This is a genomic window from Desulfonatronovibrio hydrogenovorans DSM 9292 (assembly GCF_000686525.1).
GTDB classification, from domain to species: Bacteria; Desulfobacterota; Desulfovibrionia; order Desulfovibrionales; family Desulfonatronovibrionaceae; genus Desulfonatronovibrio; species Desulfonatronovibrio hydrogenovorans.
Window position 1 is genome coordinate 209,231 of sequence record NZ_KK365986.1, and the last position, 25,554, is coordinate 234,784.

Annotated in this window: 22 protein-coding genes; 8 read left to right on the forward strand and 14 right to left on the reverse strand. The window is 52.1% G+C overall.

The window, feature by feature from the left end:
* Positions 1-72: 72 nt before the first annotated feature.
* Together P771_RS0115710 and P771_RS0115715 are read right to left on the reverse strand one after the other, a co-directional pair.
* On the reverse strand, positions 73-1,545 hold the full coding sequence (locus P771_RS0115710; protein ID WP_084302009.1) for an outer membrane homotrimeric porin: 1,473 nt from the start codon (positions 1,543-1,545) through the stop codon (positions 73-75).
* Positions 1,546-2,090: 545 nt separating this feature from the next.
* Positions 2,091-3,473, reverse strand: coding sequence for an outer membrane homotrimeric porin (locus P771_RS0115715; RefSeq protein ID WP_028575871.1), 1,383 nt, complete (start codon positions 3,471-3,473; stop codon positions 2,091-2,093).
* Positions 3,474-3,491: 18 nt separating this feature from the next.
* Here P771_RS0115715 and P771_RS18850 point away from each other — a divergent pair, with 18 nt between their 5' ends.
* On the forward strand, positions 3,492-3,896 hold the full coding sequence (locus tag P771_RS18850) for a hypothetical protein (protein ID WP_150112228.1): 405 nt from the start codon (positions 3,492-3,494) through the stop codon (positions 3,894-3,896).
* Here P771_RS18850 and P771_RS0115730 read toward each other — a convergent pair.
* From P771_RS0115730 to P771_RS0115795, 9 genes are all read right to left on the reverse strand, one after another.
* Complete coding sequence (locus P771_RS0115730; RefSeq protein WP_028575874.1) at positions 3,893-4,129, reverse strand: hypothetical protein; 237 nt, start codon at positions 4,127-4,129, stop codon at positions 3,893-3,895. The two genes, P771_RS18850 and P771_RS0115730, sit on opposite strands and share 4 nt — an antisense overlap.
* A 341-nt stretch (positions 4,130-4,470) precedes the next feature.
* Positions 4,471-4,926 (reverse strand): single-stranded DNA-binding protein, encoded by a 456-nt coding sequence (locus P771_RS0115745; protein ID WP_028575875.1) that lies wholly within the window; start codon positions 4,924-4,926, stop codon positions 4,471-4,473.
* 516 nt (positions 4,927-5,442) lie between these two features.
* Positions 5,443-5,787, reverse strand: coding sequence for a hypothetical protein (locus P771_RS0115760; protein ID WP_028575877.1), 345 nt, complete (start codon positions 5,785-5,787; stop codon positions 5,443-5,445).
* The gene (locus tag P771_RS0115765; RefSeq protein ID WP_028575878.1) at positions 5,787-6,437 is read right to left on the reverse strand and encodes a hypothetical protein; all 651 of its coding nucleotides are present in this window, start codon (positions 6,435-6,437) and stop codon (positions 5,787-5,789) included. Before P771_RS0115765 ends, P771_RS0115760 begins: the two co-directional genes overlap by 1 nt.
* Before the next feature lie 19 nt (positions 6,438-6,456).
* Positions 6,457-8,697 carry a carboxyl transferase domain-containing protein gene (locus P771_RS0115770; RefSeq protein ID WP_028575879.1) on the reverse strand — a complete coding sequence of 747 codons (2,241 nt, stop codon included), beginning with the start codon at positions 8,695-8,697 and terminating at the stop codon, positions 6,457-6,459.
* Between the two features lie 333 nt (positions 8,698-9,030).
* The gene (locus P771_RS0115780) at positions 9,031-10,437 is read right to left on the reverse strand and encodes an ATP-binding protein (protein ID WP_028575881.1); all 1,407 of its coding nucleotides are present in this window, start codon (positions 10,435-10,437) and stop codon (positions 9,031-9,033) included.
* Complete coding sequence (locus P771_RS18030) at positions 10,424-10,840, reverse strand: PilZ domain-containing protein (RefSeq protein ID WP_051617492.1); 417 nt, start codon at positions 10,838-10,840, stop codon at positions 10,424-10,426. Before P771_RS18030 ends, P771_RS0115780 begins: the two co-directional genes overlap by 14 nt.
* Positions 10,841-11,575, reverse strand: a complete 735-nt coding sequence (locus P771_RS0115790) for an OmpA/MotB family protein (protein WP_028575882.1) — start codon at positions 11,573-11,575, stop codon at positions 10,841-10,843.
* Positions 11,562-12,320, reverse strand: coding sequence for a motility protein A (locus P771_RS0115795; protein WP_028575883.1), 759 nt, complete (start codon positions 12,318-12,320; stop codon positions 11,562-11,564). The genes P771_RS0115790 and P771_RS0115795 overlap by 14 nt, the downstream gene beginning before the upstream one ends.
* A 247-nt stretch (positions 12,321-12,567) precedes the next feature.
* Here P771_RS0115795 and P771_RS0115805 point away from each other — a divergent pair, with 247 nt between their 5' ends.
* Together P771_RS0115805 and P771_RS0115810 are read left to right on the forward strand one after the other, a co-directional pair.
* Positions 12,568-13,419 (forward strand): purine-nucleoside phosphorylase, encoded by an 852-nt coding sequence (locus P771_RS0115805; protein ID WP_035244818.1) that lies wholly within the window; start codon positions 12,568-12,570, stop codon positions 13,417-13,419.
* A gap of 3 nt (positions 13,420-13,422) precedes the next feature.
* The gene (locus P771_RS0115810; protein ID WP_028575885.1) at positions 13,423-15,048 is read left to right on the forward strand and encodes a response regulator; all 1,626 of its coding nucleotides are present in this window, start codon (positions 13,423-13,425) and stop codon (positions 15,046-15,048) included.
* A 219-nt stretch (positions 15,049-15,267) separates the two neighbouring features.
* Here P771_RS0115810 and P771_RS0115820 read toward each other — a convergent pair whose 3' ends face one another.
* Both P771_RS0115820 and P771_RS0115825 read right to left on the reverse strand, forming a co-directional pair.
* Positions 15,268-15,996, reverse strand: a complete 729-nt coding sequence (locus tag P771_RS0115820) for an RNA methyltransferase (RefSeq protein WP_028575886.1) — start codon at positions 15,994-15,996, stop codon at positions 15,268-15,270.
* A 5-nt stretch (positions 15,997-16,001) separates the two neighbouring features.
* Entirely contained in the window at positions 16,002-17,009 is a 1,008-nt protein-coding gene (locus P771_RS0115825; protein WP_028575887.1) for a DUF933 domain-containing protein, read from the reverse strand.
* A gap of 243 nt (positions 17,010-17,252) precedes the next feature.
* Here P771_RS0115825 and topA point away from each other — a divergent pair, with 243 nt between their 5' ends.
* Positions 17,253-19,499, forward strand: a complete 2,247-nt coding sequence (gene topA / locus P771_RS0115835; RefSeq protein ID WP_028575888.1) for a type I DNA topoisomerase — start codon at positions 17,253-17,255, stop codon at positions 19,497-19,499.
* A gap of 219 nt (positions 19,500-19,718) precedes the next feature.
* Here the strand turns inward: topA and P771_RS0115840 are convergent, their stop codons facing one another.
* A complete protein-coding gene (locus P771_RS0115840) occupies positions 19,719-20,582 on the reverse strand; it encodes a DUF2156 domain-containing protein (protein ID WP_028575889.1) in 864 nt (287 codons plus the stop codon).
* A 419-nt stretch (positions 20,583-21,001) separates the two neighbouring features.
* Between P771_RS0115840 and P771_RS0115855 the strand changes: the two genes are divergently transcribed.
* The 4 genes from P771_RS0115855 to P771_RS0115875 form a co-directional block, all read left to right on the forward strand.
* Positions 21,002-21,865 carry a YitT family protein gene (locus P771_RS0115855; RefSeq protein ID WP_051617512.1) on the forward strand — a complete coding sequence of 288 codons (864 nt, stop codon included), beginning with the start codon at positions 21,002-21,004 and terminating at the stop codon, positions 21,863-21,865.
* Positions 21,866-21,877: 12 nt separating this feature from the next.
* Positions 21,878-22,615, forward strand: coding sequence for an adenosylcobinamide-GDP ribazoletransferase (locus tag P771_RS0115860; protein WP_028575892.1), 738 nt, complete (start codon positions 21,878-21,880; stop codon positions 22,613-22,615).
* Between the two features lie 511 nt (positions 22,616-23,126).
* Entirely contained in the window at positions 23,127-23,603 is a 477-nt protein-coding gene (locus P771_RS0115870; RefSeq protein ID WP_028575893.1) for a chemotaxis protein CheW, read from the forward strand.
* Between the two features lie 56 nt (positions 23,604-23,659).
* On the forward strand, positions 23,660-25,554 hold a 1,895-nt coding region (locus tag P771_RS0115875; protein ID WP_035244820.1), incomplete at its 3' end, for a methyl-accepting chemotaxis protein.

Sequence of the window (25,554 nt, forward strand, 5' to 3'; positions counted from 1 at the left end):
GCGTTATTGTAATGAAAAAGGCCGGCCAGGTTCAACCTGCCGGCCTTTTTCAGGTCTGGATGTACAGTAACTTTAGAACATGTATCTGAAGCCAAAGGCTGCTTTCCAGGCCGGATCGTCCAGGAATTTTTCACCGTATCTTTTCTTGAAGTCAGCATTGATATAGCCCAGCTCAAGGATTACAGCCAGATTTTCATACATCTGGTACCTGGTGTCAAAATTTACTTCCCAGGCACTGTCCTTGGTAGTCATGAAGATTTCTGGATCATCCGGGCTATTGGGGTCGTTGCCCCCGGCATAATCTCTGAAATTGACTAGGCTCTTGTGGTTGGTTCCCTGATAGTAAGCCACCAGAAAGTCGTGGCTGAGCTTGTCCACAAAGCTGATCTCCTGAAGCTTGATACCCAGAGCCCACTTGCCTGACGGCCAGTTCAGGCCCCACAGGGCGTTCTCGGCATTGCCCCGGAAGTTGGAGCCTTCAAAACCAAAGGATGAGAAGTTCAGGCTGGACATGAAGTTGCCGTTATACACAAAAGAAGGCATGCGCTTGCCCTTGGTGTGGGGGTAGGCGCTGGATCTGGACTCTCCGGATTCGTACAGGAAAAAAGCCATGGGCTTCATAAGGTCCATGTTGTACTGAACTGCCAGATTGGCTATCCAGCCGGCTGTTTCCCCATGCTTGCTGAAATCAAAGTCGCCGCCTGGAGTTCCGCCGGGATTTATTCCAGTAAAGTACTTGCCTGAAGAGCCATAGTTGAAGTCAGCCATGATTACGATGGGATCAAACATATCCAGGGTCATGTTAAGACCCAGCCAGTAGCGGTCCCTGGACCGGTACCGGTCTGCATTGTCCATGGTAGCAGGGTCAGCGGTAACATCCATATCGGTTGCCCCGTCAAGAGCCCTGGCAAATTTGCCTTCCCTGGAATACACTGCAAAGGGATTAAGCTGTACCCCGTCAAGAGTGACCGGGAGGATGGCGAAAAAGGTGTCTACTTCGTCCTTGGAATATGAATTGATAAACCCGCTGCTGTTGGTATCCAGTCCCTGATCATATCCGTCAAACAGTCTGGTCCAGCCAAGGGTCAGGCCAAAGGTATCGTTAAAGGGCATGGAAGCGGTCAGGCCGTAGACTTCCTCATCCAGGATGTGGGAACCCAAGGTATTGGGCAGGACCACGGTCTGCTTTCCAGCCCGGATGTTGATTTCAGTGTTGGGAATGAAGTAATCAAGATAGGCCTGGTCGTAGCCCAGGGTCCCTCTGCCGCTTGTTCCAACCTGATGATTTTCCTGACCCCACCTGTTTTCGATGTGCAGGCGGAAAACAGCCCTGAGGTTTTCATTGGCAATGAACTCAAAAGTGGTTCTGATCCTCTGAACTGCCTGGAATTTGTCGTCTTTCAGATCACTGTCAAGTTGTGGATTTTTAACGTAATTTCCGCTCATCTGCCAGTCGCCTTTGGCCCGGACCAGTGCAGCCTGGGCCGGGGCTGTCAGGCCCAGGACAAAGGCGACCAGCAGAGCCATGATCATTAGACGCTTCATGCAATTTCCTCCTTTTGCATAAAATATAATTAGAAAATGGTGGATAATTATCAGAAAATTGTTGGTGATTTTTCTTAGATAAGTTTTGCTAACATAGCAAGAGATTTGAATGCTCTGGTCGAAAAAAGTCATTTGTCTTGGGCAAGGAGTGAGGCTTGGGTTTTGTGTCTTTCTGACAATGACATGGTGGGGAGCTGTCTTAGGCTGTCAGACGGGCAGATAGAAAATTTAGCGAATAGGTTGAGATCTCTTCAGCCGATTGACGGCCTGGTAATAAGCATGATTATATGCCCTCCCAGGCGCAGTGTGAGGGTCGCTATGGCTCCTGGCAACATAAGTATTGCCGGACTTAGCTCGTGAACTGCTGCTCCGCTGCTCCGCCTGTCTTGAGCGAAGTGCGGTAATCGCTGTCGCTTTCTGCTAAAAGGATTTCTTGGCTGGATTTGCAGCATGGATTGCTGCCCACCCTGCGGGGGCATAGCATAAAAAAGGCCGGAGGCGTGAGCCCCCGGCCTTTGTGGCGTCAGGATAAGTACTTAGGTGTACTAGAAGCGGTAGCGGAAACCAAAGGCAGCTTTCCAGGCGTCGTCGTCAAGCACCTTAACTTTGTTATCGCCATCGCGACGATCAGCAAAGTCGGCGTTGATGTAGCCAAGTTCGAGAATGGCAGCCAGGTTTTCATACATCTGGTATTGAGTGTTGAAATTTACTTCCCAGGCCTTGTCCTTGCTGGTCATCAGGATGTACTCATCAGGGTCTACATTTCTGTAGTCCTTATGGTTGGTACCCCGATAGTAAGCAAACTGGAATTCGTGGGTCAGGTTTTCGACAAAAGAGATGTCCATGAGTTTGAAACCAGCGCCCATTACGCCCAGGGTGGCCATGTGGTCATCGTCAGCCAGGCCGGCGATGCGGTTGCGGCCAACACCACGGAAGTTGGAGCCGTTGAAGCCGAAGGAGGTGAAGTTCACGTCCGGAATAAGAGTGGGCATCCGCTTGCCCTTTTTGCCATCTTCCATGCTGGATCTGGATTCACCAGATTCGTAAAGGAAGAATACCTGAGGAGTGAACAGGTCCATATTGTACTGGACAGCCAAGTTGGCGATCCAGCCGCGGGTTTCACCCATTTTTTCGTCATCAGCATTTCTGGCTATTTCGCCTCTGCCGCCATAGTTTAAGTCAGCCATGACCACGATGGGGTCGAACATATCTACAGTTGCATTGATGCCCAGCCAGTAGTGGTTGGCGCTTTCGCCGTTCCAGTCAGCATAAGTTTCATCAGCATCTATATCTGCAAAAGCATTTTTGCCTGAGTAGCCGTAAGCTACAAAGGGGTTAACCTGGAATCCGTCCATGGTTACCGGAACAATGGCAAAGAATACATCCAGTTCGTCTTTTGAATATCTTCTGTTGCCGCTCTGATCATACCCGCTTCCTTCTTCGTCCATAAATCTGGACCAACCCAGTGTCAGACCAACCATGTCATTGAACTGAGTACCAGCGGTTACACCGTAAACAAACTCATCCAGGATGTGGGAGCCCAAGGTGTTGGGCAGAGCAACGGCCTGCTTACCAACCTTGAGGTTAACATCAGTGTTGGGGATCATGAAATCAAGATACGCCAAGTCATAGCCAAGCTTGTCGCGGCCACTGACGCCTGTCGTATGTCCTTCTTCACCCCATCTGTTTTCCACGTGAAAACGGAACACTGCTTTCAGGTTTTCATTGGCCACGAACTCAAAAGCGGTACGCAGGCGCTGAACAGCCTGAAACCTGTCGTCTTTTTCGTCTTTGTCAAAGTTAGGATTTTTAACATAGTTACCGCTCATCTGCCAGTCACCCTTGGCGTTGATCTGCACGGCCTGAGCCATGCCAACGGTGCCCAGGATAAAGGCAGCCATGACGGCCATCACGATAAAACGTTTCATAAAACTTTCTCCTTTTGCTTGAGAAAAATAAAATTTGAAAACAAACTCCTGACGCCGGACACTCGTTTCCAAGTGTTGAGCCTTTGTCTATATGGCCTGAAAACAAAATGCAAGGGTTTTTTGTCAAAAAAATGGTCAAAAGTAAAAATTTTTTTACTGTACAGATTTTTGAACCTTTGGGGAGGTCTAAGAGCTAAGAGGGGAAGGGGAAGGGAAAAGAGGAAAAAGTCAGGGATTGCTTCAGCTGATTCCGGGCCTGGCAATGATATAATGCTTCGCCTGCCCCAAGGGGAGCTTGGGGGATTGCTTGGCGGCCTCCAGGCAAACCAATACGGCAAATTTTTTGTCGGCCAGCTGTCTGATTTCTTCAGGCAGCTCATTGTAAGCCTTCCAGTAGGATTTAACTGTAAAGGAATCCATTAAGGCTGCATTTTCCGGCTGTTACCACTTTGATGCTCTTCAAGGGCCTGCCTGGACATGCGGATCATTGGTTCGGATGATTCTGCATACAGTTTCTGCCATTTTTGCTCATTATTGATTTCATCCACAAAATTTCTGAGTATTTCAAGGGCCTGGCTTCTTTGACCAGGAGTAATGCTTTCAAGCATTTCAACCGCAGTCATGGTTTCCGGGGATAGTGTTCTGGTATTTTGCATGTTGCCTCCTCCTTAATATCATTCAATCTATATTTGATTGGTAATCAATGCAAGGGGGTGCCTGGCACCGGGAAAAAGGGCTGAGGGTCAAGAATGAAGATAAAATGATATAATGCTTTGTTTGTCCCAAGTAGAGCCTGGGGATGGGCTGCGCCTTTGGCAAAATGACAAACAGGCCGGGTCATGAGTCTTTGGCCTCAAAAGACTCTGTCCCTTTATCCTTCACCCTGGCAGCCAGGGCAAGGCTGCCAGGATGAAGCTGGTTTTCAAGGTGCAAGGGTTAAGTGGCAAAAGGGTATCCGGTTAACCCAGGAGATGATATCAGGATCTGGTTGCAGGGATTAGAACGGGGCATCATCCATGCCGCCTGCTTCCGAGGGAAAAGCCGGACCCATCTGCTCCCGGTCCTGGGAGGACTGTTTCTTATTGTCCTGGTCCGGGGCTGGAACATAGGAGCCCTGGCCTCTGGAATCCATGAACTGGACCCGCTGGGCCTTGATCTCAGTGGTGTAACGGTCCTGGCCCTGCTGGTCCTGCCATTTTTTGGTCTGCAGGCTCCCTTCCACCAGAGCCAGACTGCCCTTGGAAAGATAGTTGGAGCAGAGTTCAGCCTGCTTGCCAAAGACCACGATGCGGTGCCATTCGGTTTTGTCCACCTTGTTTCCGTCCCGGTCGGTATAGGACTCATCAGTGGCCAGGCTGAAATTGGCCACAGCCAGACCGCTGGCTGAATAGGCCAGCTTGGGGTCCTGTCCCAGTCTGCCCACCAGGATTACTTTATTCATGGAACCAGCCATGATACCTCCTGAAGTTTTGGTTATGATTAACAGGCTGTTGAAAATCTCCCAATTGCCGGGTCGCTCCAAAAAGTTCAAACTCTTACTTATGGATAACTACGCTGCGACCGTGAGCTTTTTTTGCTCCTTGCACCTGGAATTTTTGAACAGCCTGCCTGATAAGGACTTTTTCAACACATAGTTAATTCCAATTTGCAATCAAGATGATCTTTATGTTCTCTATTATCAACTCTTTGGCAACGCTTTTCTTATCTGCGAAGATCTGCGCAATCAGCGGCTGATATTCTTTGTCTTTGAATCTTATCAGATGCAAGAAGAAAGAAGATTTTCAGCCGCTGATCTCACTGATTTACGCTGATTAAAATCATTTTGAAAGCAGTCTAGAATTAAGAACTGGTTGGTCCGGGGGCTATGTAAAACCTCTGGAGCCTGTGCCTTCCAGGGTTGAAAAGTGGCCCCGGGGTATAAGCCGGTTCCCGGCTTGGCAATGACCAGGAAAATCCCTCAGCCCAGTTTTCAGTCTGCTTTTTCCTGAATCCGGTCCAGCACTTCCTCCAGGTCATAGGTTATCCGGTCTGCATCCTGGGGAGCGCGTTCAGCCAGATAGTGCTGGAGTTTGTGGTGGAGCTGATGGGCCTGGGCAATGTCATCAGCCAGGATATCCGCCATATTTTTGGGCAGCATGCCCAGTCTATGTTTATCGTAAAGGGCATCCACCAGTTCGGTCAAGAGGTTGCGTCCTGAAAAATCCCTGTCCCAGTCCGGCCCAAAGGCCAGTTTGGCTGCTGCAGACCATTTTTTCAAGGCCTTGTCCTGGTCGAAAATTCCGGCTGACACCCGGACCTGAATCATCTCACCCATTATTCCTTTTCCTCCCAGCCGCTCTGAATCCTGGCCACGACTTCCTTGATGTTCTCGATTTGATCTCTGGGGCAGACCCCGATGAGGGGAGCCCCGGCCTCAACACTTTCGCTGGAGTCAAAATAGACTGTATAGATGTAGCCTGACGGTCCGGTGTAGGTCAGGGTGGTTTCTCTTTTCATCCGGGACAGGATCAATACTTCCTCACCGTCCTTGATGTTGACCTGGCCCAGGCCCTTGGCCTTGAGCTTGAGGTCCACTGCGGAGACAAAATAGTACTTGCCCTTTTCCGGAGCAGTAAACAGGTGCAGGGCCTTTTTAAGGATGATGTCCTTGACCTCCTGCTTGGTCAGATAGTGTCTGATCTGAAGCAGGGGGGTTCCGGCCTGGACAAATTCATGATCCTTGATGTCATGGAACATGACCACTTCACCTTTTTCCGGGGCATAAACCGGCTTTTTATTGCCCTCTCTGGTCAGGTAGGCCAGCAGGGTGCCGGGCTTGTGCTTCCAGGTCCCGGATGCGCCCATGACCTTTTCTCCGGCCTGGCGGACCATGAATTCAATCTCCCCGGAATGGGGGGTTGTCACGGTGATCTCCTTAAAGGGAGCTTTTTTTATTTCATCGAGCAGGGATATTATATCGATCAAGGGGGACTCCTTCTGGCGTCTACCTGTAATACAGAAATTCGCCGCCCATGGTCATCAGGGCGTGGTAAAGGTTGGTGCGGATCTCCCGGCGGTCCCAGATTCCCTGGATGTGGCCGCGGGACAGGGTCATAAAGGCCTTGTGATAGTCCGGAGGAATATCCTGGCCGGTAGTCTCCCGGATGACCCCTGGACCGGCAAAGCCGATATTGGCTGAACGGACTGCAAACTGGTAGGGTGAGCAGCCCAGGAAACTGGCCACTGGTCCGGCATAGGAGTTGGTGTCGTACAAAACCAGGTACAATCCCCCGGATTCAAGATATCTGCGTACAGCCAGGGTACACCTGGGCATCTGGATGACTCCGTTGGTCCCTTCCTGGATCCTGATGCCTGCTGTGCCGTGGACATAGGCGAAAAAGGGCAGGTGCTTGGTCCTGGCCAGCTCAGCAGCCTGGATGAATTTTTCACCTTCAGCCACTCCTACGCTGCCTCCCCTGAACCCGGCCATGAGCATGGCCACCACCATCCGCACTCCCTTGATCTCGGCTTCAAAGGTCATACAGGCGCTTTTGTGACCGGTCTTTTTCTTGGCCTGTTCCAGTTTGAGATCAAGGCCGTCAAAGCCAAGGGGATTGGAACTCTCCACCTTGGAGTTGAACTCCCGGATGGACCTGGAATCAAACACATTAAAGAGGTACCATTCATATTCCATGGAAAAATGGTGTCCGCAATAGCTGCACACCCCGGCAAAGTCACCGAACAGGTCCGGAGCCCAGAGATCAAGGCAGCCGAACTTGGAGCTGTTGGGGCAGGTGATGGTCCGGTCCTGGTTGGCCTGGGGGCTGATGTACCGGCAGTGCTCATCCCAGGACATGCCTGATTCCCAGGAGGACAGGGTGGTCAGGTTGCAGGTCTCTTCCTTTTCCTTTTTCAGGACTGGAATCTTCTGGATGATTTCCGAGCCTTTGTTCATGATCCGGCCGAACAGGGCCTGGACTTCGCCCTGGACGTCTTCAGCCAGATGGGTGATCTTTCTCTGGTGCCGGCCCAGAAATTCATAGCGCAGAAAAGAATAAACAGATGATCCGCCGTGACTGACAGTGGACAGGGCCTTTTGCCAGGCCGGGGTTTTGTCTATGAGAAACTGCCTGCTCAGGTTCCTGAACTTCTGGTATCTCTGCCAGGACAGGCGTTCCTTGGATTTGGGGGACAGACTCCACCGGACATATATATTGGGGTTGTTCAGCTTCTTCAGGGCAATGGCCCGGAAGAGCTTGAACCCCCGGACTGAAAGCACGATCTCGTCAGTGGCCATGATGACTTCCTGGCGGAGCTTCTTGAAAAAATCAAAGTGTTCCGGTCTGGCTCCCAGGGCTGGTTCGTCCAGGATCCGGTCCACATATCCCATTTTCAGGTTGTCCCTGGCCGTGATCTTGAGCTGTCTGGCGCAGCGGTCCACCAGTTCAGGGGTGGCCCTCATTTCACCTTTGATCCGTCCTTCAATGGCTGCGGCGCCTTCAGGGGAAATAACTGAATAATACCCATGGGAAAGCATGATCCTGGTGTCAGCCAGACCAATGGCTTCAGCCCCGCCTGAACCTCCTTCGGAGATAACCGCCACCACCGGAACCTTGAGCCCGGCCATGGCGTAGATGTTTTTGGCGATCTGCTGGGCAGCCCCTGGGTAGTCCTCAACCGGAAAGGCGCCAGGCGTGAAAATATAGGTGTGGATGGGGATGTTTTCAGTTTCAGCGACCTTCATGTATTCCATGGCCTTGGCATTGCCCCAGGGCTTGACCGAGCCGCCGTTCCTGAATTCCTGACCATGCCCTTTTTCCTGGCCGATGACCATGACCGGCTGCTTGTAGACCTTTTTCCCCACCTTGCGGGTGATATAGGCCCTGGCAATGATCATGGACGGGTCAATACTGTATTCGTCCTTGCCCCCGATCTCAGTGTAGTTGTCATAGACATTTTCCAGGATGTCCCCCAGGCTGATCCGCTGGGGATGCCTGACAATTCTGACCCGGTCCATGGGAGTGAGTTCCTTTTCCAGCTTGCTTTCCAGGAAATTGAACAGGTCACTCAGGGAGGAAAGGTGTCTCTTGACCTGGGCCTGGTCCAGGGACTGGCGGTTTTTGGTGAAGTCGTTCAGCTTGGAACCCAAAAGGGCGATATTGGCATTTTCCCGGTTGCCGAAAATATCCTGGATGTACCTCAGGCGTTCAGTGAGATCCTGGATCTGTTTTTCTATTTCAGTCATATTGAATTTTTGTTTTTACTGGTGGTTATCAAGATTTCAGTCCGACCGCCCGGCCCTGGATGGGTTTTCTCAAGGTACCCTTGAAAGGCCAGCTTTAATTCTCTCTGAATATCCAGGCTCATGACTTTAATGAACCAGGACCGCCCGGATATCTGATCCTGGCGGGTCTTCTTAACTTTGGTCTGCCAGCCGGCAGTCTCAAGCCAGTTATCATGAGACCGCGATTCCACCCTGGGGCAGATTGCAGCAGCAAAAAATAAATCCTGTTTCAACAGAATCCTTGATCAGAAGGCAGGTCACAGGGAGCTTCTGCCTGGATGATTGTTAGCCTTACTAAAAAACAAGGAGTTTATCGGTTTTTTTCTTCAAAAAATCAATATTTGATTTCAGAGATTCTCCAGAAGGGGTCCTGCCTTCAAGGACCAGGTCTTCCAGAAACCTGAGGCCGCGTTCTTTGGCCTGCTCCAGGTCCTGGCCCCAGATGATGCCCAGGGCCAGGTTGGGATCAAACTCCGTGGGGATGTCATAGGGCCTGTCCGTGGGCACATGGGTGTGCATGCGCAGCCACGGCTGGGGAGACCAGGAGAACTTTTCAATCCGGCCCACCCAGGGGATGAAATTGTTGTCCGGATCTTCAGCCAGAATCCGGTATTCAATTCCGGTTCCGCTGAACACGATTCCCTTCTGGTCAAAGCCCAGCTTTTCACCCAGGCCGACCCTGATCTGTTCCCGGATCAGATCCACCTCTTTGTCCCTGATCCGGGAAATGATGGCCGACACACCGTTTTCCACCTGGATCCTGGTGTTGACCTCCATCAAAAAGGGCTGCCCGGTGGGACTGACTATCCATTCCCAGGTCCCCACACTGTCGTAGCCCACCTCCCTGGCCATGCGCAGGGAGTACTCCGTGATGTCCTTCAGGACCTTGGAAGCGTCAAAGGCATAGCTGATGTTTTCAGGATCAAAGCCAGGGGCCACCTCAATTCTTTTCTGGCGGCCCACACTCTGGACAGTGCAGTTTCTGGTGCCGAAATGGACGTGGTTGCCGTGGCGGTCGCCCAGGATCTGGACCTCAAGATGGTTGAAATCAAAAATCCGCTGTTCAATGAGCACGCCCTCATCCCTGAACTGGCGCTTGGCGTAGTTCTTGATCCTGCGCAGCACAGTCCTGAACCGGTCCGGATCGCCCACTTCTTCAATGCCCATGCCCCCGCCCCCGGCCGAGGCCTTGACCAGGATGACGGGCTGTTCCACTCCCATTTCCTTTTGAAAGGCAAAAAGGGAAGTTGCCAGTTCTTCAGCTTCCAGGTCGTCCACAATGGGCCTGTCTGAACCGGGTACAGTGGGTACATCAAGTTTTCTAGCCAGGCGTTTGGTGTTGATCTTGTCTCCAAGTTCCTGGATTACTTTCCAGGACGGGCCTATGAAACTCAGCTTTCTGGATCGCTGTTCCACCCGCCTGGCAAAGCGGTAGTCCTCGGCAAAAAAGCCGTAGCCAGGATGGACGGCTGTACATCCCGAGGCATCAGCCACAGCAAAGATTTCATTGGGGTCCTGGTAGGAACTGATCCTGTACAGGGCCTTGTCCCCCCCTGTTTTGAGGGCTTGGGTGCAGTGTTCGGAACCGGCGTCCTCCTTGGTATAGACGCAAGCGAACTCCAGGCCGAGGTCCTGGCAGGCCTTCATGATTCTCAGGGCGATTTCGCCTCTGTTGGCAATAAGTACTTTATTTCTCTTCATCTTCTTCTTTTTCTTGTTCTTTTTGTTTTCTCTGCAGTTCAATCATTTTTTTCTGGACCTCCAGCACCAGCTTGTCCAGCAGGGCTTCCTGGCGCAGGGGCAGATCCTGGAATTCGCAGGCCCCGAAATTGTCTTTGAGCTTGACCACTCTGGCCTGGAGGTCTTTCAGGTAAACCTTGTCCCTGATGACCAGAGAGAGTTCAGCCTGCCCGCCCGGAGAAAGGGCAGGTTTCTGATCTTTGCCAATGGAAAAGGCCACCCCCCTGGCACTGATATCCAGGGCTGGATAGAGTTCAGGATCGTTTCCAAAGCTGATCTTAAGATCAGGTATGTTCACCCGGTATGCCTTGCGCTGGGTTGTACTCTGATATTCGAGATCCAGCTGATCAAAAAAGTCAGCCATTTAACCTCCGATATGCTTTTCCAGGACAAATTCAACCCGCCTGTTCCTGGCCCTGTTTTCATCTGTGGTATTGGGATATAAGGGCTGGAGATCAGCAAAACCGGTGGCGGTCATCCGTTTGGGGTCAATGCCTATCTCCATGAGATAACGCAGGGTGTTCAGAGCCCGCAGGGCTGAAATCTCCCAGTTGTCCTGAAATCTTCCTCCGGGTCTGGGCAGAATATTGTCGGTATGTCCCTGGATGTTTATCCGCTGGTCGTGATGGCGAATAAACACATCTTTTAAGTCCTGCAAGAGTTTTTTACCCTCGGGTTTGAGTTCAACCTGGCCCAGATCAAACAGGGCACTGGCCGGAAGGCGAAGGGTAATGGTGCCCGCATCCAGATGGGCTCCCACAACCCCTTCCAGACCTTTCTGGTTCTGGTAGTAGCGGATATCGGAAAAGACCCGTTTCTGGGATTCCACCATCTGCCGGTACTGGGCAGCCTGATCCATGAGCACCCCGGCCGTGTCAGTCCGGATGCGCAATCCCCACTCTTCAGTGTCCTGCTGGCCCAGAGACCGGCGCACAGACAGGATGGTCTCTTCAAACTTCTGGTCGCTCAGGGTGGAAAAAGAAAACAACAGGATGAAAAAGACCAGTAAAAGAAGGGCGATATCGGCAAAGATGGTCACCCAGGCCCTGGTGTCGTCTTCTTCTTCAAGATCCTGGACAGGCAGATTAGCCTCGTTCATTTCTTCTCTCCACAGGAGGGACAAAGGAGGACAGTTTTTCGTAGACTATCCTGGGATTGTTATTTTCCAGGATGGACTGGGCACCCTGAAAGATGATCTCCAGATGCAGGGTTTCCTGCTGGGTCCTGCTTTTAAGCTTGCCTGCTATGGGCAGGAAGAGCAGGGTGGCCAGAAGGGCTCCGTAAAAAGTGGTCAGAATGGCCACGGCCATGGCCGGGCCGATACTGGCCGGGTCATCCAGTCTGGTCAGCATCTGGACCAGTCCGATAAGGGTTCCGATCATTCCGAAACTGGGGGCAAAGGTGCCCATTTTTTTGAAAACGTCCTGGATTATGGCGTGCCGGTTGCGCAGAGAGGATATTTCAATGCGCAGGGTCTGGGAGATCATCATGGGATCGGTGTTGTCGGCAATGAGCTGGCAGGCCTTTTTTAAAACGGCATTCTCAGTCTTGATATTTTCCAGGGCCAGCAGTCCGTCCCTGCGGCTGATCTCAGCGATCCTGACCATGGTGTTGACCACGTCGTTGGGGGTGACCATCTTCCCGGAAAAGATGTAAAAAGCAGCCCTGAAGGCCTTGATAATCTGGTTGACCGGAAAGTTGATGCTGGTGGCGGCAAAGGTCCCCCCCATAACAATCATCATTCCGGGAATATTGATGAAGGTATCCAGGGCTCCGCCCAGGAAAATGGCCCCGATGACCAGGGAAAACCCGACAATGATTCCGAAAAAAGTTGCAATATCCATTAAATATCCTTAGGAAGAATGGTTAGCATGGGTCATTTGTCCAGTGTACTGTTCGTCTAATTCATGCAGTAACTTTAGCGGGCAAGGGGATGTTCAGCAATGCCCATCTATCCCGGAATACAAAGATCAATGGTCTCACGCTGCTCAGCCGGAAGACAGCCCCACAGGCGGATATGCCTGGCCTTTTCAGGTCTGTCAGCGGATTCTGGCTGTTAATGAAAACTGTCAACCAGGAATGGATAGCATTATGTCGGCAAAAACAAAAGTCCTTGAAACCCATAATTTTCTCAAAAAAGAATTTTCCAGGATCAAGCCAGGTGGCGTACTGGTCCTTGGCAGCGGCCTGGGCGATCTGGTGACAGCTTTAAACCCTCTGGAAAGCATTGGCTATGATCAGATTCCCAATTTTCCCCAGTCAACTGTTGCCGGTCATTCCGGAAGTCTTCATTTTTGTCAAGTCAACGGGTTTAACTTAGCCGTGCTGAGTGGAAGAGCCCATCTGTATGAAGGCTACAGTCCCGGGGATGTGGTTCTGCCCATGAGGGTGCTGGGGGTTATGGGGGCCGGGACAGCCATTGTGACCAACGCAGCCGGGTCCCTGAATCCGCTTTTTGACAGCGGGCAGATCATGGTTTTTTCCGATCATATCAATCTGACCGGAGAAAACCCCCTGGCCGGGGAGAACGTGCCGGAGTGGGGACCAAGGTTCCCGGACATGAGCCGGGTCTATTGTCCGGATTTGCTGAATCTGATCCAGGACAGGGCTCTTAGTCTCGGTATCCCCCTCAAAATGGGGGTTTATGTGGGCATCAAAGGTCCGTCTCTGGAGACTCCGGCAGAAACCAGGGCCTTCAGGATTCTGGGCGGGGATGCCATCGGCATGTCCACGGTTCTGGAGGTCATCTGCGCCAGGCATATGAATATGCGGGTCCTGGGCCTGTCCTGTTTGACCAACAAGAACCTGCCGGACTGCATGGCAGAGACGTCCCATCAGGAGATCCTGGAGGTGGCAGCAAAGACCAACCAGCTGCTCTCAAGGCTGCTTCTGGATGTCCTAAAAAAGCTGGGCAGTAGTTCAAGCCCGGATAGGAAGGGTTAAAACGTGAGCCAGGTTGATCCCAGGCATCTGCTGTCCGAACTTAAGGACAATACCCTGAAAAAAGATTCCATCAAGGCTGGAATAGTCCTTTCATATCTGGATCAGGTGGACAGGAGCACCCAGGACGGGCTTTTGTCCATTCTGGAACAGGCAGAACCCGGATTCTGCGTTCCCCTGCTGGCCGGTCTGATCCATAAAAAAACCGGGATCAGCCGGGAACTGCCAAGGGTAAGGGAGATCCTGACCATGAAATCCCTGGAAGATCCTGAGCTGCTTTTGACCATGATCAGGGACGGTATTGAACCCAGGGAACTGTTCATCAGCCTGGCGGCTGAAGCCAGGATCGATGGGGCCGGAGAAGTGCTCCTGGAAATCCTGGATAGTGAGCTGGATGAAGAAATCCTTGGCCCGGCCATAACCGGGCTGGGCGTCCTGGGCCATTCCAAAGCGGTGAATCCGGTCAGCGAATATCTTTATTCCAACAGCAAGCATTTGATCATCAGGGCCATCAAGGCCCTGGAGGGCATGGGCACACCTACGGCCATGCACAGGCTGGCTGAAAAAACCGGTCATGACCACCAGATGGACATTCTGATCCTGGACGTGTTTTCCCGGATTCAGGACCGGACATCCCTGGAGAGGCTGAACCAGGCCATAGGCTCACATTTCGCCCATCTAAGGACCTATGCCAAGGAAAGGCTGGTCCGCATCGGACCCAAGGCCGTACCCATGCTGGGTGAGAACCTGTCAACTGATGATCCTGATCTGCAGATCCACACCCTCAATGTCTTAGGAGCCATCGGCGATGTCTCTGCCCTGGTGTTCATCAGAAAACTCATCAGCCGCCAGCCCGGTGACCCCAATGTCAGGTTTGCAGCCTTTGAAGCCCTGGGCATGCTTCCTTTGGACAAGGGGGCCTACATCCTGGCCAGAGGGCTGACTGATCAGGAAGAACACGTCTGCGTGGCTGCAGCTTCAGCCATTGACCGGAACCTGAGTGAGATCCTGGTGGCCGGGGTCAGGAACATGGTCAGACAAAAGGATCATGATGCCATCAAAACGGTCAGGGCGGTTATCAATGCCCAGGCCAAAAACCTGTTTATGAGTCTGATTGAGGTGGCTGCGTTCCAGGAAATGGCCATGACCCACCTGTCCAGAAACTGTCCGCCTGACCGGCGGGCCTTTTTCCATGAGCTCCTCCAGAAATACGGATATCCTGATCTGGCCCAAAGGATCGGCATTCAGGAAGACCAGGAGGACAAGAGGCCAGTGGCTGTTGCTGTGGATGATTCCAGGATGATCCTGAATATCTACAAGGCCACCCTGTACGAAATGGGCTTTGAGCCGGTACTCTTTGAATACCCGGACCAGGCCCTGGAATGGATCAGGGATAACCGGCCCAGGGCGGTATTCACCGATCTGAACATGCCCGGAATGACCGGAATAGAACTGACCACTGCCCTCAGGCAGATTTTTCCTGGCCCGGACCTGCCTATTATCATGGTTACCACCCAGAACGAGGCCCAGGACAAAGAGGATGCCCTGAAGGCCGGAGTCAGCGGGATCACCTTCAAGCCCTTTACCAGGGCTGGTCTGGAAAAAGCTCTGAAAGATACGTCCAGGGCATGAAGGTTTCTTAGCAAGCTGTTGAAAATCTCCCAATTGCTGGGTCGTTCCAAAAAGTTCAAACCCTTACGTATGGATAACTACGCTGCGACCTTGAACTTTTTTTGTTTCTTGCCCTTGGAATTTTTGAACAGCCTGCCTGATAAGGACTTTTTCAAACTGCAAGGGGGGCAGGGTCAGGAACAAAAAAGTGAGGGCCAGGGGGAATAGAGCAAAAAAAAGTTATTTCCCGGCCATCCATCTGATCTGTCTGCAGATTCCCATGAGCAGATTGAATTCATGCAGCCTCAGGTCTGCCCTGGACATGAATCTTTTCAAGGGCATCATGAAATAATCCGGGTTGTCAGGCTGGAGAAAGTTGATTTCCAGGAGGGCTTCCTGGATGTTCTGGTGCAGGACCCGGTTTTCCTCCATGGTGATGAGGCGCGAGTCTCCGGGTTTGATCCTGCGGGAATCGGTCACAGGGACCTGTTTGAAGCACTCGTAAAGCACGATGAGCACTGCCTGGGCCAGGTTCAGGGACCAGGCATCTCTGGAAGTGGGGATGGACAGGATATGGGAGCAGAGTTCAACCTCTTCGTTCAAAAGGCCGGTGTCTTCAGGGCCGAAGACCAGGGCTGATCTGGCCGGTCCGGATTCCAGATCCATGATCTGGGCTCCTGCTTCCCAGGGAGTGAGGATTCCCTTGCGCCACTTGCCCAGCCTGGCAGTGGTGGCATAGGCCCTGTGAAATCCAGTCAGGGCCTGTTTCAGATTATCAACAACCAGGGCCTGCTCCAGGAGTTTTTTGCCCCTGGCCGTGGCCAGAGGGGCAGCCCTGTCCAGGTCGAAATCCCTGGGGCTGACCAGGATAAGGCCGGGGCAGTCCATATTAATGCAGGCCCTGGCTACAGACCCGATGTTTTCCGGGTATTTGGGTCTGACAAGGATTACAGATACATTATCGAGCATTTTTCTCAGACATTGAACCTGAAGGTGATGATGTCTCCGTCTTTGACGATGTAGTCCTTGCCTTCAAGGCGGAGGACTCCTTTTTCTTTGGCCTTTTTCATGTCCAGGCACTCCAGGAAATCCTCCCATCCAAGGACCTCGGCCCGGATGAATCCCTTCTGGATGTCGGAGTGGATGGTTCCGGCAGCCTGGGCTGCGGTTGATCCCCGGCTGAGGGCCCAGGAACGGACCTCCTTTTCTCCGGCAGTCAGAAAAGTGATCAGGCTCAGCAGACTGTAGGTCCTGGCAATTACCCTGTCCAGGGCTGACTGCTGGACTCCCAGATCCTGCATGAACATGGCCAGTTCTTCTGGATCGTCCAGCTCGGACATCTCTCTTTCCAGCATGGCTGAGACAGCAATGTGCATGGTTCCCGGTTCATCCGGCGGAGGAGTAAAGCCATCCATTTTGGACTCAGAAATGTTCCAGGCATAAAGGATGGGTTTGGCCGAGAGAAAGGCAAAGCCCTTGAGTCCTGGCTGGGAGCACAGGTCTTTGTCCCGGCGCAGGGGTTTTTCCTGTTCCAGGATGGCCATGGCCTGCTGCAGAAGTTCCTCCACCCGGGGATCATAGAGGTGTTTGGCCTTTTGTTTGTCCTGGGCCAGCCTTTCCAGCTTCTTTTCTATGACTGCCAGGTCCGAGACAATGAATTCAGCTTCCACGGCCTGGAGCTGCTCCCGGGGATCAACAGCCCCGGAAAAGGCGTCCAGTACTGCCAGCAGGCAGTCGCAGCCTCTGATCTCACCAAGGACTTTATTGCCCAGAGATTTTGAGCCTCCGCTGCCAGGCAGGTCCTGGTATTCAATTTCAGTCTGGGTGATCTTTTTGGGGTTAAAGACTTTGGCCAGGGGGGTCAGTCTTGGTTCGGGCACTTTGACCATGGCCCTGGACACCCCGGCCGCTCCAGGCCCGGCCAGGGCCCGGAAAAGTTCGGTTTTGCCGCTTCCGGCAAAGCCGATGAGTGCTGTTTTCATATCTGCTCCAAGGATTCTTGCTTAAGTTTCTGTTCCCGGCCGGATGATGCCTGACCCGGCCGTTAATGCCCGGTAATTTTTAAATTGTGCCCGGCATCTTTTTGAGTCATCAGGCGCTTTGGGTCAGGTCCGGGCTGGAACGGTTTTTGGGGCATAAAGAAAAAAAACATCCATGGCAAGAAAAAGGGGTGGATAAATTTTTGCTTGCCAAAGAAAAAGCCAGTGCTTATACGCAGCACCATTATGAGTAAGGATTTAATTATTGTTGAGTCACCGGCCAAGGTAAAGACCATTAAAAAATTTCTAGGCAAGGACTACCTGGTGGAGGCTTCAGTGGGCCATATCCGGGATCTGCCCAAAAAGACTCTGGGGGTAAGTGAGGACGGAGATTTTGAGCCGGAGTATGAAATTATCTACGGCAAGAAAAAAGTGGTCAATCAGCTGCAGCAAAGCGCCAAAAAATCTGAGCGGGTTTTCCTGGCCCCTGACCCGGACCGGGAAGGAGAGGCCATTGCCTGGCACATAGCCCAGCTGATCAAAAAACAGAACACCAATATCAAGCGGATTCAGTTCAACGAGATTACTTCCAGGGCAGTGAAAGAGGCCCTGGACCATCCCAGGGATCTGAACGAAAACCTTTTTAATTCCCAGCAGGCCAGACGGATCCTTGACCGGCTGGTGGGATACAAGATTTCTCCTCTGCTCTGGAACAAGGTCAAGCGGGGATTGTCAGCAGGCCGGGTCCAGTCAGTGGCCCTGCGGATGATCGTGGAACGGGAAAGGGAGCGTCAGGCCTTTATCCCTGAGGAATACTGGGTGTTCAAAGCCATGCTGGCCCCGGACAAGGCAGAGGCCTTTGAAAGTCATCTGTGGAAGGTGGACAATAAAAAGGCCAGGGTGGGTTCTGAAAAAGAGGCCATGGCCCTGGATGCAGTCCTGCAGAAGTCCCGGTTCAAGGTGGAAGCAGTGGAAGAGAAGGAGCGCAAAAGGGATCCCAAGCCGCCCTTTATAACTTCCACCCTGCAGCAGGAAGCAAGCAACAGGATGGGGTTTACAGCCAAGAGGACCATGTCCGTTGCCCAGCGTCTTTATGAGGGTGTGGACCTGGGTGACAGAGGCACCACCGCCCTGATCACCTATATGCGGACTGATTCGGTCCGGGTATCAAAGGATTCCCAGAAAGCAGCCAAAAAATGGATTTTGTCCAGCCTGGGCAAAGATTACTATCCAGCCAAGACCAGGTTTTTCAAATCCAAGGGCTCGGCCCAGGACGCCCATGAAGCTGTCCGGCCGGTGGACCCCGGGATCACCCCGGAAGAGATCAGGTCCTATTTGCCCAGGGATGAATACATGCTTTACAAGCTGGTCTGGGAGAGGTTCATGGCCTCTCAGATGGCCCCGGCCAGGTTCTGGGACACCACGGTCACGGTGTCAGCGGCCAATACCTTATGGCGAAGCAAAGGGGAAAGGCTGATTTTTGACGGATTTTTAAAGGTCTATTCCGGGGGAAGTGCCAAAGAAGATATCTTCCTGCCCAAACTTGAACCGGATCAGGCCCTGGATCTTAAGTCCCTGAGCAAGGAGCAGAAATTCACCCAGCCCCCGGCCAGGTATTCCGAGGCATCCCTGGTCCGCAAGCTGGAAGAATTGGGGATAGGCAGACCGTCCACCTACGCAGCCATCATCTCCACTCTGCTGGACCGGGAGTATGTCAGCCTGGAAGAAAAAAACTTCCGGCCTACCGAGCTTGGCTCTGAAGTGTGCGATCTTTTGGTCAAACATTTTCCCTCTCTTCTGGACGCCGGATTCACCGCCCAGATGGAAGAAGACCTGGATACAGTGGCTGAAGGCAGAAAGGACTGGGTCGAGCTTTTAAAACAGTTCACCGGCGGATTTTATCCCACCCTGGAAAAGGCCAAGAAAGAAATGGCCACGGTCAAGGCCGGTAAAGAGACCGACATTAAATGTGAAAAATGCGGACAGATCATGCTCATCCGTTTCGGACGCAACGGTGCTTTTCTGGCCTGTTCAGCCTATCCGGACTGCAAAAGCACGGCCAATTTCACCAGGGACGATTCCGGGAAAATAAAGGTTCTGGAGGCTGAACCAGTGATCAGGGAAAAAGTAGGAACCTGCCCTGACTGCCAGGGTGATCTGGTCCTGAAAAAGGCCCGGACCGGAAGCCGGTTTATTGCCTGTGACAACTATCCCCAATGCAAATACACTGCTCCTTTTTCCACGGACATCCCCTGTCCGGTGGAGGACTGTCCAGGGGAGATGGTGGAAAAGGGGAGCCGCCGGGGAAAGGTGTTTTACGGCTGTAACCAGTATCCCAAATGCGATTATGCTGTGTGGAATTATCCGGTTCAGGAAGAATGCCCCAAATGCGGCCACAAGATCCTGGTCCGCAAGTCCACCAAGACCCGGGGTGAGCATGTGGCCTGTCCGGAAAAGACTTGCAAGTTCTGGGACAAGTTGGAAGAAGAATAGATTTACCGCTCAAAAAGAAAATCAGCCATGGGTACGGGTTCAGGGGACCTGCTTTTGCCACCAGGCCTGAGCTGAGGGGTTTTTCCTGGTCATTGCAAGTTAAGCAATCTCAGTCAGTTATCCATGCGAGCAGTTATTCATGAAATTGCCACCCACCCTCCGGGTGCTGGCAATGACTCTGATACTGGTCAGTTACATGAAGAAATCCTTAGTTCAGGATCAGAGTCTGACAGTATACTTTTTGAGGTAGCCTGTGGGGTTGTAGGATTCTTTGGCTTTTTTCAGGCCTGGATCGCCAAGGTCCTGCTCCCGGTTGACCACTTCAAAATCTCGGGCTGAATTCTCCAGAAAGAGCTTGTTAATGGCCTGGTATACCCCTTTGTATCCGGGGCAGCCTTTTTCAAAGTGAATGACAATGGTCCTGTCCGGCAGGGCCTCAGCCACTGTATAGGCCACCATATCCCGGCCGACCATGAGTCCGGCTCCGAACAGCCCTCTGATTTTCTCCCACTGGGAAAAAACCCTTACAATGGCCTGGTTTTCCGCTTCCAGGGCACCTGAGTCGTTGCACTCCTTCCACAGACACCATTCCGTCTGCAGGGTCAGGGCCTTTTCAATGTATTTTTTTCCCAGCACTACATACTCATAGTCATAATTTTTGATGAACTGGTTATACAGGTTTTTCTTCTTGTGAAACCTGTTACCTTTGAGTTCTATGAGTTCAGGCACGGAATAGAGATAATCCCAGTGGTCCCGGTCAGAGCGGATGTCAAGTTTTGGTAAATCCTTTTTCCAGACCAGGGCCAGCTTTTCCGGCACCCTGACCAGTCTGGCCCGGCTGGGCAGGTCCTTAAAGGCCTGTTCCCAGTCCAGGTCCCAATTGCCCACTGGAGCCCAGTAAGCCTGAGCAGGCCGGTCCTGCCTGATCCAGGCGTGATCCCGGGTAAAGGCCAGCTTGAGGCCGTATTCCTCGGCCCATCCATAGATATTGGCAAAGCTGAAATCCGAGGCGATCTGAGGGGTCCTGGCCAGCAAGGAGTTGAATCTGTCCTGGTGGTCAAGGAGAACAGGTTGAAAATCCATTTGATAAAGATTCCTTTGGGGTTGGCTGATGTGAAAATAAAGCATGGTCTGGCCGATCATGAAAAACAAGAAAGATCCAGGCTCCTTAAAGGTGTACATACCAATAAACCTGCCCTTGACCGGGGTCAACCCTGCAAAAAAAGGTTGCCAGAGGGCTGGTCCGGGGATAGAGGGCCATTGGCATTTGCCTGATGGTTTTTTTCCAGGTAACCAGCTCTGAATTGAAGGCTTTTTTCTGGTCATTGCAGCAGGGGCCTGTGGCCAGGTCTCAGAGACCAGAAGGCTCATTTTGGCCTGGTCTGGACTTAGCTTTGGTCCTGTCAGACCGAATATCAGGCAGACCTTGAAACAGGGCCATGCCGGCCTGGAAGCAGGATGAGCCGCCTGCTCAGGTCAAAAATAAAATGCAGGAGGAAAAAATGACCGCTCTGGTCCGCAAGATTGTTTACGGGCATGTATGGTGTCTCAGCCTGTTGACCCTGGCCGGGCTGATTATTGCCCTGGGCATCAATGGCATAGCCATCCATCATGAGTTCATAGCCGGTGGATTTTCCGGTTTGAGCCTTCTACTTTATTATATCACCGGGTCGATGAGTCCTGGCATATGGATGCTGGTCCTGAACATTCCGGTTTTTGCGGCCGGTCTTTTACTGGTCAGCCGGAGGTTCTTTTTTTACAGTCTGTACGGGCTTCTGGTAACCGCCTTTTTTCTGGAGACAGTCCACCTTGAATTGCCCATTACAGATCCGTTTCTGGCTGCCCTGACCTATGGTATTCTGCTGGGAGCGGGCATGGGCATCAGCCTCAGGTCATTCGGATCAACCGGAGGCCTGGATATCATCGGGGTTATCCTGTTTCAGAAGTTTAATATCCGCATCGGACAGAGCGGTTTTTTCTTCAACCTGATTCTGTTCGGCTTTGGATTCATGTTCCTGGAAACCGACCTGGTGCTTTATTCTCTGACCAGTGTTTTTGTAACAGCTCTGGTGGCTGACTACTTCATGGCCATGTTCAACCAGCGCAAGATGGTGCTTATCATTACGGAATTTCCGGAATCCATGTCCAGGCTCATCGGCCAGCAGGTCCAGAGGGGGTCCACTTATTTGTATGGCCGGGGGACCTACAGCGGGGAGCGCAAGAAAATAGTGCTCACCGTGGTAAACAATTTTCAGCTCAAAAGACTGGAAGAAATCATATTTACCAAGGATCCCAATGCCTTTGTGATTATTGAAAATACTTTTAACGTCCTGGGCAAGGGCTTTTCCAAGCGAATGGTGTTTTAACAAGGAGCAGTGATGCAGGCGGCTTCCAGTTTCATGCTGGCCATGTCCTTTCTGACCAGGATGGTCCCGGCCAGATCAGGGGATGAAGAATCCCTGGCCGGATCCATGGCCTGGTTTTCCCTGGTGGGCCTGGTTCTGGGGGTGATCATGGTCCTGCCCTGCCTGCTGGGTCTGGCTGGTAATTATCCTCTGGTCCAGGCCCTGATGGTCCTGGGACTGGGTTTTTATCTGACCAGGGGGCTGCACTGGGACGGATGGGCTGATCTGTGGGATGGCTGGGCCAGCCAGGCTGACGGGGAGAGGTTCTGGACCATAGTCAAGGACAGCCGGACAGGGGCCTTTGGTGTGGCTGGGATTTTTTTTGGTCTGGGAGGGCAGCTGGTTCTGCTGGGGGAAGTCATCCGGCTGGAGCAGTGGGCAGTTATTGTCTGGGCGGTTGTTCTGGGCCGGTTCGGGGCCTGGGCACTTGCCTTTGTGGGAAAAGATCTGTCCCGGCCAGGCCTTGGATCATTATTTATCAAGGGAGGAACCAGGACCCGGGCAATCGTCCTTAATCTGGCGGTGACTCTGGGTCTGGCCCTGGTCCTGGTTCCGATTAAGACAGTGCTGATATCCGGACTGCTTTTGGCTGGAGGACTTGTTTTTTTCTACAGACTGGGCCGGAAAATGAAAGGAATCAACGGTGATTTCCTGGGTGCAGCCATCATCTGGGGAGAGATCAGCGGACTCCTGGGGCATCTGATTTTGTAGCCATCCAGTCTGGTTTCAGAGATATTCGCTGAAGCGATTGCTTAAATTTCAGCATGTAATTTTTTGAGCATAGTTGACAAAACCCAAAAAACCAGGGTAATGGTAATACCATTGCCCTGGTTTTTTGGGTTTAAGCTGCCAGAAGAAAAAAAGATTTTTATGTACCAAAGCTCGGCTTTTAGGTTTGAAGCTGGTTGAGGTGCAGGTGTTTCTGGAGAAAAAAATGGTTATACCTTTATCCTGGGGTGGCCTGGGACTGTCCAGGGCTATGATTCAGAGCCGGGGAGGGTGAGGCCATAAATAATTTAGGCCTAAGCTGAGGGATTTTTCCTGGTCATTGTGAGCAAAGCAATCTCAGCTAGTTATCCATGAGATTGCCACGCGTCTTCCTGGTGCTGATAATGACAGTAATGTCAGAAAGTTACATGGAAAATCCCTTGGTTTAGGTTAGAACTACCTGATTCAGGAACATGTTTTGGATAAAGACATTGAATCAGACAGGAGGATTGAAATGACAAATCATGAACAGGTCGGCAAAACCGGGATTCTTCAGCTGGTCACCTTTAAGGTGGGGGAAGAGGAATTCGGCATAGAGATTTTCAGTGTCAAGGAAATTATCCGGATGCTGGATATCACCAAGGTGCCAAGAGCGCCGGATTTTGTGGAAGGTGTGGTAAATCTCAGGGGCAGGGTCATTCCCATCATAGATCTGCGCAGAAGGTTTGGCCTGGAGCCTGCTGAGCGGGACAAAAACACCAGGATTGTGGTTATAGAAATGGAAGGCATGTCCGTGGGTTTTGTGGTGGATGCGGTTTCTGAGGTCTTGCGCATTCCAGCGGACACGGTGGAGCCTCCTCCTCCGGTGGTGGCTGGAATTGATGCGGAATATATTAGCGGAGTGGGGAAGCTGGAAAGCAGGCTGCTGATCATGCTTGATCTGGACAAGCTTCTGGCTGCAGATGAAAAGAGTGTTTTAAAGCAGGTCTAGCAGGCTGCGGTTTATTCATAAATATATTAACAAGACTACCCCCGGGGGGGGCAAATATGAGACTTTCAATATTCTGGAAAATCCTGACCATGGTAGGCGGGACAGTTTTACTGGTAAGTGCGGCAATATTTCTAACCACCAACTATTTTGTCACCCGGAACCTGGATCAGGATTCTCTGGACAGACTGGAAAACTACAGGGTGGCTTTTGACCTGGAGCTGGAGGAAGTGGAGAGTTTTATGAATTCCATCGGCAGCCTGGTTTCGGCTAATCCGGATGTGAAAACCGCCCTGGAACAGGGTGACCGGGATTTCCTGGGCAGTATCGGACAGGAGATCATCAATTCAACTGACGTGGAGTTCATATCCTTTACTGATGCTCAGGGAAATGTCCTGGCCAGGGGGCATATAGACCGGGCAGGTGATAATATCAGGAACCAGTACGTTGTCCAGCAGGCTTTGCAGGGCAGGTCAGTGTCTGGAGTTGAATCAGGGGAGCACCTGTCCCTGTCCATCCGCTCCGGACACCCTGTAGGGGATAGGGATAACATCGCTGGCAGCCTTGTTTTGGGGGCAAATTTCAGCAGTCACGCCTTTGTTGATCAGATCAGGGACAAACTGGGAGTGGAGGCCACTATTTTTGAAGGTGACACCAGGCTTTCCACCACCATCCGCAGGGATGGACAGCGGGTTGTGGGAACCAGTATGGAGAACCAGCAGGTGATTCAGACCGTACTTGAGCAAGGAGGGGTGTTTGTGGACAGAAGCCCCATCCTGGGCGATATGTATGATACGATTTACTGGCCAATAATTGATGCTCAGGGTGATCAGGCCGGTATGTTCTTTCTGGGACAGCCAAGGACAGTTATCGAGGGCACTCAATCCGAAGTGCTTAGTTCCATCCTGGTGGTATCAGTTCTGATAGGCGGATTGATGATCCTGGCCGGATACTTCTTTTCCAGGGCCCTGAGTCGACCCATCACCAAGGCCACTGTCTTTGCCACCAGCGTGGCCAGGGGAGACTTTGACCAGGAACTGAGCCTGAAAAACAAAGATGAACTGGGGGTGCTGTCTGAGGCATTGAATACCCTGGTGGGCAATCTGAAGGCCAAAATAGAGGAGGCTGAATCCGAGTCCAGCCAGGCTCAGCAGGAGTCGGAAAGGGCCAGGGTGGCCACGGACCAGGCCAGACAGGCCAAGGACCAGGCGGAAAAGGCCAAAAGGGAAGGGATGCTGGATGCTGCTTCCCAGCTTGAGGAAATCGTCAGTCGGGTCAGCTCGGCTTCAGAAGAGCTTTCAGCCCAGGTGGAGCAGTCCAGCCGGGGAGCTGAGGAACAGAAAAGCAGGACAACCGAGACAGCAACCGCCATGGAACAGATGAATGCCACCATTCTGGAGGTGGCCCAGAACTCTTCCAGTGCAGCCAGTGGAGCAGACAAAGCCAGGGACGAGGCCAAGGAAGGGGCAAGAATAGTGGACGATTCCATAAAATCCATTGCCAGGGTCCAGGAAATGTCCCGATCAGTCAAAAACAGTCTGGATGAACTTGGCAGCCAGGCCACCCAGATCGACAGAATCATGGATGTGATTGAAGATATTGCTGACCAGACCAACCTCCTGGCCTTGAACGCTGCCATTGAGGCTGCCAGGGCTGGTGATGCAGGCCGGGGCTTTGCTGTGGTGGCTGATGAAGTGCGGAAGCTGGCTGAAAAGACCATGAATGCCACTCAGGAAGTAGACCAAGTAATTGCTTCCATTCAGAACGGAGCCAAGGCCAATATTGACGGCATGGACCGGGCTGTGGCTGCAGTTGATGAAGCCATTTCCCTGGCTGATAATTCCGGTGACGCCCTGAAAAAGATTGTTGAACTGGTGGAGGATGTGGCGGACCAGGTCAGAAACATTGCCACTGGAACTGAGGAACAGTCTTCAGCCAGTGAGCAGGTGAACAG

Coding starts and splice junctions, on each gene's coding strand:
- P771_RS0115710 (WP_084302009.1), bottom strand. CDS start 1,545: ATGAAGCGTCTAATGATCATGGCTCTGCTGGTCGCCTTTGTCCTGGGC.
- P771_RS0115715 (WP_028575871.1), bottom strand. CDS start 3,473: ATGAAACGTTTTATCGTGATGGCCGTCATGGCTGCCTTTATCCTGGGC.
- P771_RS0115730 (WP_028575874.1), bottom strand. CDS start 4,129: ATGCAAAATACCAGAACACTATCCCCGGAAACCATGACTGCGGTTGAA.
- P771_RS0115745 (WP_028575875.1), bottom strand. CDS start 4,926: ATGGCTGGTTCCATGAATAAAGTAATCCTGGTGGGCAGACTGGGACAG.
- P771_RS0115760 (WP_028575877.1), bottom strand. CDS start 5,787: ATGGGTGAGATGATTCAGGTCCGGGTGTCAGCCGGAATTTTCGACCAG.
- P771_RS0115770 (WP_028575879.1), bottom strand. CDS start 8,697: ATGACTGAAATAGAAAAACAGATCCAGGATCTCACTGAACGCCTGAGG.
- P771_RS0115780 (WP_028575881.1), bottom strand. CDS start 10,437: ATGAAGAGAAATAAAGTACTTATTGCCAACAGAGGCGAAATCGCCCTG.
- P771_RS18030 (WP_051617492.1), bottom strand. CDS start 10,840: ATGGCTGACTTTTTTGATCAGCTGGATCTCGAATATCAGAGTACAACC.
- P771_RS0115790 (WP_028575882.1), bottom strand. CDS start 11,575: ATGAACGAGGCTAATCTGCCTGTCCAGGATCTTGAAGAAGAAGACGAC.
- P771_RS0115795 (WP_028575883.1), bottom strand. CDS start 12,320: ATGGATATTGCAACTTTTTTCGGAATCATTGTCGGGTTTTCCCTGGTC.
- P771_RS0115805 (WP_035244818.1), top strand. CDS start 12,568: ATGTCGGCAAAAACAAAAGTCCTTGAAACCCATAATTTTCTCAAAAAA.
- P771_RS0115820 (WP_028575886.1), bottom strand. CDS start 15,996: ATGCTCGATAATGTATCTGTAATCCTTGTCAGACCCAAATACCCGGAA.
- P771_RS0115825 (WP_028575887.1), bottom strand. CDS start 17,009: ATGAAAACAGCACTCATCGGCTTTGCCGGAAGCGGCAAAACCGAACTT.
- topA (WP_028575888.1), top strand. CDS start 17,253: ATGAGTAAGGATTTAATTATTGTTGAGTCACCGGCCAAGGTAAAGACC.
- P771_RS0115840 (WP_028575889.1), bottom strand. CDS start 20,582: ATGGATTTTCAACCTGTTCTCCTTGACCACCAGGACAGATTCAACTCC.
- P771_RS0115855 (WP_051617512.1), top strand. CDS start 21,002: ATGACCGCTCTGGTCCGCAAGATTGTTTACGGGCATGTATGGTGTCTC.
- P771_RS0115860 (WP_028575892.1), top strand. CDS start 21,878: ATGCAGGCGGCTTCCAGTTTCATGCTGGCCATGTCCTTTCTGACCAGG.
- P771_RS0115870 (WP_028575893.1), top strand. CDS start 23,127: ATGACAAATCATGAACAGGTCGGCAAAACCGGGATTCTTCAGCTGGTC.